Origin of the sequence: Kitasatospora sp. NPDC058965, assembly GCF_042741245.1 — a bacterium.
Lineage (GTDB): Bacteria > Actinomycetota > Actinomycetes > Streptomycetales > Streptomycetaceae > Kitasatospora.
In genome coordinates this window covers 1-10,045 of record NZ_JBHYKG010000304.1, presented here as the reverse complement: position 1 = coordinate 10,045, position 10,045 = coordinate 1, and the positions used below count along the sequence as shown (strand labels likewise).

Genomic DNA, 10,045 nt, shown 5'->3' with positions numbered 1-10,045 from the left:
CCGCACCCGCACCAGCCACTTCGCACGACTTCGCCCCGCCGAGCAACAGCTCTGCGGGGCGAAGTGATCAGGACCCCGAATTCGCCAACAGCATCGGAACGACCCGCCGGGGCCCTGCCGCACGTCACCCGGCCTGGTGCGGGAACGTCAGACGGCTTGGAGCGTACCGCTCTTCACACCGGCCACGAAGGTGCCCCAGGCCTGTGCCGGGAAGAGCAGGGCCGGGCCGTGCGGGTTCTTGGAGTCGCGCACGGGCATCACGCCGGTGAAGCCGTCCGCGACCTGGATGCACTGCCCACCGCCACCCGAGTGCGAGCTGCTGCGCCATACTGCGTCCACCGGATCACTCATGTTCAAGTTCCTCCCTCAGCCTGCGGATCAGAGCCAACGAAGCAGCTCGCGACAGTGCCTCGATCTGCAGCTGATCGTAGTCACTGGCCCAACTCGCCACCGTCTCGGGCTCCCTTTCGAGGAACCCTCGGTGTAGAGACTCCGTGTAGCCCAACATTCCCCGGTTCGGCATCGTGAGCAGGGTCATCGGGAAGCCGAGAGGGTGCGCTTCTGCGAGCGAGTCCGGAGCCACCTGGATCGCCGTCCGGGGCCGCTGGTAGAGCGCTTCGAGGTGGTGGAGCTGTCCGATCATGACTGCTCGACCGCCGATCGGCCGGCGGAGACAGGTCTCGTCCATGATGGCGTGCAGCGCGACAAGTGGCGTCTTGGTCAGGACTCGTTGACGATCGAGCAGGAAGCGTACCCGCGCGGCAGCCTGCTCCTGGCTCACCTTTCCGCGCGCCACGAATCCCGATTCCCAGGCTGCGGCGTACTCAGGGGTCTGGAGCAGCCCGGGAATCACGCGCATCTCGAACAGGCGGATCCCGGTGGCGCGATTCTCCTCGGCGGTGTACTCCGGGAATCCTTCGAGGAAAGCCCGGTTCTTGATGGCTTGCCAGAGAATCTGGAACGTCAGACCCGTCCCGAACAGCTCGTCGGCCTTGACCGCGAACCTGCGACCAGGTGACTTGACCGCGGTTTCGATACCGGACAGGTGCCCCCCGGTGCATCCCATGAGCTCGCCGAGCTGATCCTGGGTCAAACCCCGCTCGTTGCGTGACCTGCGGAGCTGGTCCCCAAAGGCGGCGCAGGGGGACGCGCTCGGATCGAGGCGCTTCAGGTTCATCCGGCTCTCCTCAACTCTCTATTTGATTCCCGAGAGTTGCGAGACTCTCGCCGGATGTAGATGGTAGTTCCCGTTGGTAGTCGCGCGGCTACCGAGGGCGAGGCAACTTGTGGTGTTCGGTTGCCCGTGCCGGTTCCGCACGCCCCTGGAAAGGGAGTGAGCTCCTGTCATGGATGCACGAGTCGAAACCGACGAGCAGCGCATGGTGCGCGAGTTGCGTGAGCAGGCTGAGCTCGCGGTGCAGCGGATGGAGCGTGCGCTGGAGGTGGCCGGCCTGCCGGTGCTGCCGTCGCTCACGGCGGGCCGGATCACCTTCCTCCCGCAGGGGTCCACATCCAGCTGGGTGGGTGCAATCCCCGTTCCCTGGTGCGGATCGCCGACTGGATCGAGGCCCACGCCCGCTGCACCGGGCGGATCACGCGCGGCGAGACCGGGTCCGCTGGCGCGGTCCAACTGGTCTCTCCGCTGCGCGAACTGAGGAGTCGTCCGTGAGCGGGAGCAGCAGGATGACCCTGCGCGTCTACCGGCTCGCCCCCGACGGCACCCGCACCGAGCTCGCCCACGACGAGATCGCCGCCTACGAGCCCGACGGCTCGCGCTTCCTCCCTGACGACCCGTGCCGCTGCCGCCGCTGCCACCCCGGCAGTACGGAACCGACCGAGCCCGCGTGACCCTGCTGCTCAACCGACCGGGTACGTCAGCGTCCGCGGCCCCACCGCCGGTTCGAGCAGGGACAGCATCCGCTGCTGCGCATCGAGGCCGACGCGGATGCCGAGCGGCATCGGCAGGTTCGGGCCGGCGTGCCCGATGTCGACGTTGCCCAGGACCGGGATGTCACGATCGCCCAGGACATCGAGGACGATCTCGGGCAGGGTCGGGGACGCGCCGGGATCCAGCCCGACGATCTCGCGCGGCACGCCCACCACCATGCCGGCGATCCGGTCGAGGATGCCGCTGTGCCGCAGCACCTGCAGGTAGCTCCACACGTACGAGGCCAGGCCGCCCATCTCCTCCCAGAACAGCACCGCACCGTCGAACCGTTCGAGCGGCAGCGCCCAGGGCGTGGCCTGCGCCAGCACGAGGCGATTGATCACCCCGCCGATCAGCGGACCTTCGGCGCGACCAGGGCGCCAGCACTCCCACGACGTGCTCGTGGGCAGTGGTCCGATCGGCTCGGTCCCGGTCAGTAACGCAGCGTAGAGCTGCTCGAGTTCGGCTCGGCGCGCCGGTGCCGCGGACTGCCAGCGCCCGCCGAAGCCGGGGACGGCCATGTCGGCGTGGAAGCCGACCAGACCCGCCCGCGAGTGGAGCACCAGGTGCAGCAGGGAGATGTCGCTGTAGCCCAGGATCGGTTTGGGGTCGGCCATGACCGCCTCGACGTCGATCAGGTCGAGGTAGCCGAGCACCGTCTGGCCCCCGTCGCTCGCGACGATCGCGCGCACCTCGGGGTCGCGCAGCAGGCCGTTGAGCTCCGCGGCGATCTCCGCCGGCGCGGCCGCGCTCCACCAGTGCCGGCGCCCCGGTTCGAGCAGCGGCGCCCGACGCACCCGGAAGCCCATCCGCTCGAACACGTCCACGGTCTGCTCGACGTGGGGCGCGTACGCGGCCGGCAGCGGCCCGGACAACGAGGCGATGACCACGAGGTCGCCGGGCCGCAGGGCCCGCGGTCGGAGCAGCGGCGGCGGTGCAGAACCAGTCATGGCGTCAGTGTTGCCGGTGCGGAGGGGCGGGGTCACGCGAGTTTGCGGTCCCTGACGGGTGCACAGGTCCTGCCGCCTGCCCGTCGGTGCCGGGCGCACCGGCGGGGTCAGCGGGCGGCCACCTGGTCGATCAGGCGCAGGATCGCGGCGGGCGCCCGCAGTGGGGGCAGGTGGTCGACGCCGGACAGGCGGACCAGGCGGCAGCCGAGCCGGGCGGCGGTCCGCTCGGCGCAGTCGATCGCCGGGCGGAGGTCGAGGTCGCCGACGAGCACCGCTGCGGGCACGGCGGACAGTTCGCCGAGCCGGTCGTAGACGGGAGGGTCGGACTGCTGGTGGACGTCCTCGCCGGGCCAGGCTCGGGCGGCGGAGCGGAGTTGGGCGACCGCGGCCTCGTCCGCGCCGGCCGCCGCCCATGCGCGCAGACCATAAGCGGTCAGTCCGTCCAGATCGTCGGCGGCCACCAGCCGGTCGTACTCGGCGTCCGACTCCGGGTCGGCCGGCCACGGGTAGCCGGGCAGGCCGGGGCACAGCAGCACCAGCGACGCCACCCGTGCGGGGTGCCGGAGCGCGAACCCGAGCGCCGTCCCCGCCCCCATGCTGCAGCCGACCAGGCGGACCCGGTCGACCCCGAAGCGGTCCAGCACCGTGTGCAGGTCGGCCAGCATCGAGTAGGCCGTGGTGGGCTGCGGCGAGCGTCCGTAGCCGCGCACGTCGTAACGAATCACCCGGTGGTGCGCGGTGAGTTCGGACAGCAGCCCGTCCCAGATCCGCGAGTCCCCCACACCGGGGTGCAGCAGTACCAGGGGCAGCCCGTCACCCCCGCTGTCCGCCGCCCATACGTCTCCGTCGCCCAGCGCGACCAGCCCGTCCCACGTCATGGCGATCAGTGTGCGGGGCGGTCCGCCCGGTTCGCACCGGATTTAGGAGCGGTGGCACCGGTGGCGGGATCAGCAGCGGTGGCAGGCGATCGTCGCGAAGTCCACCGTCACGTCAGCTCCCTGCTCATCAGCGTGCACATCGTCTCGTACCGCCGGAGCGATCCGTCCGCAGCCTCCACGTCCCAGGCGTCGAGTGCGCGGCCGAACGCGCGGTAGCCCAGGCGTTCGTAGAGCGCGCGGGCGCGCGGGTTGCTCTCCTCGACGGCGAGTTCGGCGCGGGCCGGGCCCCGGGCGCGGATGCGCTGCTCGGCGGTGCGGATCAGCAGCGTGCCGATCCCGCAGGACCGCAGGGCCGGGTGGACGCCGAGCTGCCAGAGGGTGCCGGTGCCGGGCTTGACGGTGTAGTCGACGCCGCCGACCGCGATCGGGAGCCCGACCGGCGTGCAGACCGCCAAGTAGTCGACCTCGCCCGCCTCGGCGCGGCGGAGCTGCCGGACGAGCTCGCGCACGTGCTTGGGGGAGCCGGCCCATCCGCAGAACGGCAGGTCCGCGACGGTGAGGTCGCGCACCGACAGGCGCAGGCTGATCTCGGTCATCGCCGTCCCCTCCCGACGCCCACGCGGGCTCGGGTCTCATTCCAGCAAGCCGATCCGCGCGCCGTCCAAGGGGTTTCGGGAGGACGGCGCCGCGCCGCCGCGGGATGCGCGCGGGTGCCACGTCCCAGTGCGGCTCGGGGGCGTGCAGGGGAAGGGCCGGTCACGGGATCGACGGTGGCGGACAAGTCTCCGGTCCGCCACCGTCACGGGGGGCTCTGGGACGCCTGGTGGGCGTCGAGGTGGGGCAGTCGGCCTCAGTTCGGGAACAGCTCCTGGATGATCACCTTCGTCAGTTCGTTCGCCGGGGCCGTGCCGTCGGGGGACTGGTTGAGGTTGGTGAGCACCACGATGGTGGCGGCGCGGTCGGGGTTGTAGCCGACGAAGCTGGTGTAGCCGGGGAGTTGGCCGTCGTGGCCGAGGAAGCCGTCGACGTCGAAGATGGCCAGGCCGTAGCCCGGCGCGTTCGGTTGGTCGGAAGTGGGGAGGAACTCCAGCCGCTCGCGCTGGAGTTCGGGGGTGAGCAGCGAGCCGTTGGCCAGCACCGGGGCCCAGCGGCGCAGGTCGGCCACGGTGGAGACCATGCTGCCGGCCGCGGCGGCCCAGGAGATGTTCGCGTGGGTGACCTCGTAGGGGTTGCCCGCGGACCAGTCGGCCCAGGCCGCGTCCTTGCCGGTCAGGGTGGGCGCGGTCAGGCTGTCCGCGTTGCTGATGTACTGGTAGCCGCGGGCGTAGGGCGGCGAGAGCACGGTGTTGGGGTCGAAGGCGCTGTCGGGCATGCCGACCGGCTCGAAGATCCGCTGCCGGAACAGCTCGGCCAGGGGGCGGTGGGTGAGCTGTTCGGCGATCAGGCCGAGCAGCACGGTGTTGGTGTTCGAGTAGTGGAAGCCGGTGCCGGGCGGGAAGTAGCAGTCGTGGGCGAACGCGATGTCGAGCAACTCCTGTGGTGCCCAGTCCCGTTCGGGGTGGTCGTCGAGCTGCTGGTTGAAGGCCGGGTCCTCGGTGTAGTTGTACAGCCCGCTTCTCATCTGCAGCAGCTGACGGATCGTGATGTGCGCGCCGTTCGGCACGTCGGGCCGGTAGGCGGCCACCGGGTCGTCCAGGCCGAGCAGTCCGTCCTTCACCAGCTCCAGGATGATCGTGCCGGTGAAGGTCTTGGTGACGCTGCCGATCCGGAAGTGGTCGCCCGCGTCGACCGGGTGACCGGTGGCCAGGTCGCCGGTGCCCAGCGCAGTGGTCCAGGTGCCCCAGCCCGGGGTGGTCACCGAGACGACGGCGCCCGGGATGCGCAGGCGCTGCATCTGGGCGATCAGGTCCGCTGTGAGCTGACTCTGTGTCACTGGTTCAGCGTAGGCGAAGGCCGGGGCCACGGGGGTGGAAAGGGCGACAGCAGCGGCGAGCAGACCGGCACTCCAGCGGCGCCGGGATGCGCTGCGGGTGCGGGTGCGGGCAATTGAGGGCACGGGCGGATCCTGTTCGGTGCGGCGACCGGGGCGGGGACCTCCGGTCTACCAGCCGCCCGCAGCCCGGACCGGCGCTTGCGCCGTCGGTGGGCGCGGCGGCGCCCGGCCCGTGCGGCGCTCCGTCGCCGGGGACCAGCGGGTTTCCGCGCCGGGGGCGCTCCGCACCGGCAGCCTCCCCCGGCGCGGGGCGGCGGCGTGCTCCCGGGAGGCGGGGCGGTGCGGTCAGGCGCCCCGGACCGCCGCGAGGACCTGCGGCCAGGCGGTCGCGCCGAGCCGGGCGTCCGCCCCGGGCGTGCCACCGTGGTCGAAGACGGTGGACGGGGGCGGCGGCACCTCGGTCGGGAAGACGGTGCGGTGGCCCGCGTCCGGGTCGGTGATCAGCGTCGCGCTGCGGCCGGCCGCCGTGCAGCGGGCCGCGAGCTGCTGGGCGAAGGGGAGGGACGGCCACATCCGGTCCGCGCCGCCCGCGACCAGGACCAGCTCGGCCTCGGCCCGCTCCGCAGGGACGGCCGCGGCCAGGGCCAGGTCGGGGTACTCCGCGAGGCTGGCCTCGTACCACCCGAGCACCGACACCAGCTCGCCCGCGGGCTCGGCCTGGGTCCAGGACGACTCGTAGGGGACGAACGGCAGCGGTCGCCCCTGCCAGCTCCAGCAGGAGCGGTAGGGCCGTTCCTGGCCGTCGCTCCCGGGACCGACGTTGGCCCAGACGACGGCGGAGGGGGCGAGCGCGATCACCGCGTCGACGCACCGCGATAGCGCCGCGAGCAGCAGTGCGCCCTCGGCGCTCTTGGAGGTGCCCAGGACGCTGACCCGCTGCGCGCCGCGCTCGCGCAGGAGCTCGGTGGCGGCGGCGAAGGTCTCCAGTGGCACCTCGCAGATGCCCGGCGGCTGTCCCGGGCCGCCGAACCACCGGACGGACACCGCGGTCACGCCGGCCCGGGCGAAGAGCCGGCACCGGTCGCGCTCGATCCGCCCGCTCGAACCGGACAGCACCAGCACGCCGGCGGCGGCGCCGCCCCGCGCCGGTTCGGCGACGAAGCCCTCCCAGGCGCCGGTGAGCTCGGTCTCGGTGATGCCGGTGGTCATGGTGTCGATCCCCCCTGTCGCGGCCTTCCGAGGAGTTCGACGGTCGGCGGTGGCCCGGTGTTCCCGCCGGGCCCGGGCCGATGCTCCTACGGACTGTCAGTCCACCACCGGGCTGCGCCGCTCCAGCAGGACCACGTCCCGCCAGCGCCCGTGCTGGCGGCCGACCCGCTCGCGGGTGCCGACCACCCGGAAGCCGGCGCCGGTGTGCAGGGCGAGACTGGCGGTGTTCTCCGGGAAGACGCCGGACTGGACGGTCCAGATCCCGGCCGCGTCGGTGCCGGCGAGCAGCGCGTGCAGCAGCGCGCGGCCGACGCCCCGGCCGCGCGCGGCGGGGTCCACGTACACCGAGTGCTCGACCACGCCCGCGTAGACGCAGCGCTCCGAGACGGCGCAGACGGCGGCCCAGCCGAGTACCCGGCCGTCGGGCGAGAGCGCCACCAGCCGGTGCTCGGGCAGCCGGGCGGCGTCGAAGGCCGCCCAGTCGGGGGCGGCGGTCTCGAAGGTGGCGTCGCCGGTGTCGATGCCGGCTTGGTAGACGGCCAGCACCTGCTCGGCGTGCTCGGGCAGCATGGCGGTCACGGAGACGGCGGGGTCGGTCACGGGGTCCTCGGTGGTCGGTGCCGGCGGTGGCGGGGAGCTCCCGGCGGGAGCGGTCGGGAGTACCCAAGTCCTACACCAGGTCGCCGCCCGCCCGGGAGGCGGCCGGGCCGGCGCACGCTCCGGAGGCGGCCGGGTCGGGCGGTGGCACGGGGGCGAGGAGTCGGTTGCCGTGGTGCCGGGCCGGGCCGGGCAGTGCGAGGCGCGGGCCCGGGGCCGGGCGGCGAGCCGGCACGCCCGCGCGGTGCAGGTCGGCGCAGACGCGCTGTCCCGCGGGCGGGCCACCGCCTGCTCCCGTCCCCCGATCGGCCTAGCAGGAGGCCCCGGTCCCCGACCGGGCGGCGCAGCGTGGAAGTACCGGTCCCGACTGACCCGAGGGGGTAACCGGTATGACCGTGCACGAAGTTGGCAGCTACGAGGCGACCGCCGAGACCCGCCCCCGGGACCTGCTCGGCGAACTGCCGATCGTCGACGCCGGCCCGGCCGAGCCGGACGGGTGCCCGCAGGCCCGGGAGCGGCCGGCCGAGGCTCAGCAGGCCGACGGCATGGTGCCGAACGGACCGGCCCGGTCGCCCGCCGAGTCGGCGCGGGCGTTCCGCAACCACCACCCGGCCCTCGTGGCCGCCGCGCCCGGCACACTCACCGTCTCCCGGGCCCCGGCGGTGGCGTCGTGACCGCCCCGACCGCCGCCGGTCCGGCCGCCCTGCTCTCCGCCGTCGGCGCCGACCTGCTCGCCGACCGGGAGGTGCCGGGCATGGCCGCCGCCGTGCTGCGCGGGCCCGAGCAGGACCTGCTCACCGCCGGCTGGGCGGCCGCCGGGCGGCCGGTCGAGGCCGGCACCCGGTTCGCGCTCGGCTCGCTGACCAAGACCTTCACCGCGCTGCTGCTCGCCGCGATGGCCGAGCGCGGCGAGGTCGACCTCCAGGACCCGGTCGCCGCCCACCTGCCCGCCCACGCCGCGCCGCGGGCACCGATCACCCTGCTGGAGCTGGCCACCCACACCGCGGGTCTGCCCAAGCTGCCGCCGAACGTGTTCCGGCGCGGCGCCCGGCACTGGTTGACGAACCCGTACCGCGACTACCGTCCGCAGGACCTCTACCGGGCCACCGCACGGCTGGACCCGCACCGGCGCGGCCGGCTGCGCTACTCGACCTTCGGGTTCGGCCTGCTCGGCCAGGCACTCGCCAACGCCGCCCGCACCGACTACCCGACCCTGCTGGCCGAGCGGGTGCTGGCGCCGCTCGGGATGACGAACAGCACCTGCGCCACCCCGCACGAACTGCTGCCGGGGGCCGCCACCGGCTACCACCACGGCCACGCCGCCGAGCACTGGACCTTCGACGCGCTGGCGGGCGCGGGTGCGCTCTACTCCACCGGGCCCGACCTGCTGCGGTACCTGCGGGCCCAACTGCGCCCCGAGTCGGTGCCCGCGCTGGCCGCCGCGCTGACGGCCGGTCAGCGGGCCTGGGTGCGGCCGGAGCGCGGGCCGAACGAGCAGGCGCTGGCCTGGAACCGGCGCCCGGCCGGCGGGCGGACACTGTTCTGGCACACCGGTGGGACCCGCGGCTTCACGGCGTACGTCGCGTTCAGCCCCGAGGCGCAGGCCGGTGCACTGCTGCTGGCGAACAGCGGGCCGACCCTGGCGCAGCCGGTGCTGCGGGCGGGGCGGCGGCTGTTCGCGGGGTGCCTGGGAGAGGAGCGGTGAGCGCGTCCGAGCGGGCCGGGGCCGGTCAGGCCTGACCGGTCTCGAAGCGGCTGATCCGGCCGTCGGCGACGGTGAACCGCCACGCCGTGCGCATGCCGCCCCAGCGGTCGTTGGTGTAGTCGGCGACCAGTGCGCGACCGCCGTCGGTGACCGAGGCGACGTCCATCCGGCCGTTGCTGCCGAACACCTCGGAGTCGACCCAGGTGGCCAGGTCACGGTCGTTGCCGTCGTCGCTCATCGAGGCGTCGGCGGTGAGCAGGGCGAAGAAGGCGGTGCGGTCGCCCGCGTTGACCGCGTCGACGAACTTCGCCACCACGGGGTCGAGATCGTTGCCCACTGCTGCTCCTCGGTTGCTGAAGGTCACCGGCCGGCCCAGTCAACCACGGGGCGGCCGGCGGTCCGTGCGGCCGGCGGGGCCGGTGGACCTGCTGGTCACCCGCACTGGGTACCCTCGCCGCGGCAGACGGACGAAGGGGACGGTGCGGTGGTCGCGGAGCAGACGGGGGGAAGGGTCGGCCTCGGCACGATCGCCCGGGAGTGGGGCCGGATCGGGTGCATCGGGTTCGGGGGGCCGCCCAGTCACATCGCGCTGCTGCGGCAGCTGTGCGTGGAGCGGCGGGGGTGGTTGGCGGCGACCGAGTTCGAGGACGGGATCGCCGCGACCAACCTGCTGCCGGGCCCGGCCTCCACCCAGCTGGCGATCTTCACCGCCTGGCGGCTGCGCGGGGTGGCGGGCGCGGTGGTGGGCGGGTTCTGCTTCATCGTGCCCGGGCTGGTGCTGATCCTCGCGCTGGCGGCGCTCTTCCTGGCGGGCAGCCCGCCGCTGTGGGTGCGCGGCGCCGCGGC

Annotated in this window: 13 protein-coding genes; 4 read left to right on the top strand and 9 right to left on the bottom strand. The window is 73.6% G+C overall.

Translation table 11 applies throughout. The features are described from left to right. Positions 1-147: 147 nt before the first annotated feature. The gene (locus ACFW1A_RS33330) at positions 148-339 is read right to left on the bottom strand and encodes a DUF397 domain-containing protein (protein ID WP_380415652.1); all 192 of its coding nucleotides are present in this window, start codon (positions 337-339) and stop codon (positions 148-150) included. A gap of 4 nt (positions 340-343) precedes the next feature. Further along, entirely contained in the window at positions 344-1,177 is an 834-nt protein-coding gene (locus tag ACFW1A_RS33325; protein WP_380415650.1) for a helix-turn-helix domain-containing protein, read from the bottom strand. 488 nt (positions 1,178-1,665) lie between these two features. On the opposite strand from ACFW1A_RS33325, the gene ACFW1A_RS33320 reads away from it, so the two are divergent. Then, the gene (locus ACFW1A_RS33320; RefSeq protein ID WP_380415647.1) at positions 1,666-1,848 is read left to right on the top strand and encodes a hypothetical protein; all 183 of its coding nucleotides are present in this window, start codon (positions 1,666-1,668) and stop codon (positions 1,846-1,848) included. Between the two features lie 9 nt (positions 1,849-1,857). On the opposite strand, the gene ACFW1A_RS33315 is transcribed toward ACFW1A_RS33320, so the two are convergent. From ACFW1A_RS33315 to ACFW1A_RS33290, 6 genes are all read right to left on the bottom strand, one after another. After that, a complete protein-coding gene (locus ACFW1A_RS33315) occupies positions 1,858-2,877 on the bottom strand; it encodes an LD-carboxypeptidase (protein WP_380415645.1) in 1,020 nt (339 codons plus the stop codon). 107 nt (positions 2,878-2,984) lie between these two features. Next, positions 2,985-3,755 (bottom strand): alpha/beta fold hydrolase, encoded by a 771-nt coding sequence (locus ACFW1A_RS33310; RefSeq protein ID WP_380415643.1) that lies wholly within the window; start codon positions 3,753-3,755, stop codon positions 2,985-2,987. Positions 3,756-3,862: 107 nt separating this feature from the next. After that, positions 3,863-4,351 carry a GNAT family N-acetyltransferase gene (locus ACFW1A_RS33305; protein ID WP_380415641.1) on the bottom strand — a complete coding sequence of 163 codons (489 nt, stop codon included), beginning with the start codon at positions 4,349-4,351 and terminating at the stop codon, positions 3,863-3,865. Positions 4,352-4,605: 254 nt separating this feature from the next. After that, positions 4,606-5,688, bottom strand: coding sequence for a serine hydrolase domain-containing protein (locus ACFW1A_RS33300; protein WP_380415639.1), 1,083 nt, complete (start codon positions 5,686-5,688; stop codon positions 4,606-4,608). 345 nt (positions 5,689-6,033) lie between these two features. Next, entirely contained in the window at positions 6,034-6,897 is an 864-nt protein-coding gene (locus ACFW1A_RS33295) for an acyl-CoA thioester hydrolase/BAAT C-terminal domain-containing protein (protein WP_380415637.1), read from the bottom strand. A 96-nt stretch (positions 6,898-6,993) separates the two neighbouring features. After that, entirely contained in the window at positions 6,994-7,467 is a 474-nt protein-coding gene (locus tag ACFW1A_RS33290; RefSeq protein ID WP_380415655.1) for a GNAT family N-acetyltransferase, read from the bottom strand. A gap of 416 nt (positions 7,468-7,883) precedes the next feature. On the opposite strand from ACFW1A_RS33290, the gene ACFW1A_RS33285 reads away from it, so the two are divergent. Both ACFW1A_RS33285 and ACFW1A_RS33280 read left to right on the top strand, forming a co-directional pair. Continuing rightward, complete coding sequence (locus ACFW1A_RS33285) at positions 7,884-8,168, top strand: DUF6895 family protein (RefSeq protein WP_380415635.1); 285 nt, start codon at positions 7,884-7,886, stop codon at positions 8,166-8,168. Further along, positions 8,165-9,199 (top strand): serine hydrolase domain-containing protein, encoded by a 1,035-nt coding sequence (locus ACFW1A_RS33280; RefSeq protein WP_380415633.1) that lies wholly within the window; start codon positions 8,165-8,167, stop codon positions 9,197-9,199. The genes ACFW1A_RS33285 and ACFW1A_RS33280 overlap by 4 nt, the downstream gene beginning before the upstream one ends. Before the next feature lie 25 nt (positions 9,200-9,224). Here the strand turns inward: ACFW1A_RS33280 and ACFW1A_RS33275 are convergent, their stop codons facing one another. Continuing rightward, positions 9,225-9,536: a nuclear transport factor 2 family protein gene (locus ACFW1A_RS33275; protein ID WP_380415631.1), complete on the bottom strand. Its 312-nt coding sequence runs from the start codon at positions 9,534-9,536 to the stop codon at positions 9,225-9,227. 147 nt (positions 9,537-9,683) lie between these two features. Here ACFW1A_RS33275 and ACFW1A_RS33270 point away from each other — a divergent pair. Beyond that, positions 9,684-10,045: chromate transporter (locus tag ACFW1A_RS33270; protein ID WP_380415629.1), on the top strand; the 362-nt coding region annotated here is incomplete at its 3' end.

Coding starts and splice junctions, on each gene's coding strand:
- ACFW1A_RS33315 (WP_380415645.1), bottom strand. CDS start 2,877: ATGACTGGTTCTGCACCGCCGCCGCTGCTCCGACCGCGGGCCCTGCGG.
- ACFW1A_RS33295 (WP_380415637.1), bottom strand. CDS start 6,897: ATGACCACCGGCATCACCGAGACCGAGCTCACCGGCGCCTGGGAGGGC.
- ACFW1A_RS33325 (WP_380415650.1), bottom strand. CDS start 1,177: ATGAACCTGAAGCGCCTCGATCCGAGCGCGTCCCCCTGCGCCGCCTTT.
- ACFW1A_RS33305 (WP_380415641.1), bottom strand. CDS start 4,351: ATGACCGAGATCAGCCTGCGCCTGTCGGTGCGCGACCTCACCGTCGCG.
- ACFW1A_RS33310 (WP_380415643.1), bottom strand. CDS start 3,755: ATGACGTGGGACGGGCTGGTCGCGCTGGGCGACGGAGACGTATGGGCG.
- ACFW1A_RS33290 (WP_380415655.1), bottom strand. CDS start 7,467: ATGCTGCCCGAGCACGCCGAGCAGGTGCTGGCCGTCTACCAAGCCGGC.
- ACFW1A_RS33285 (WP_380415635.1), top strand. CDS start 7,884: ATGACCGTGCACGAAGTTGGCAGCTACGAGGCGACCGCCGAGACCCGC.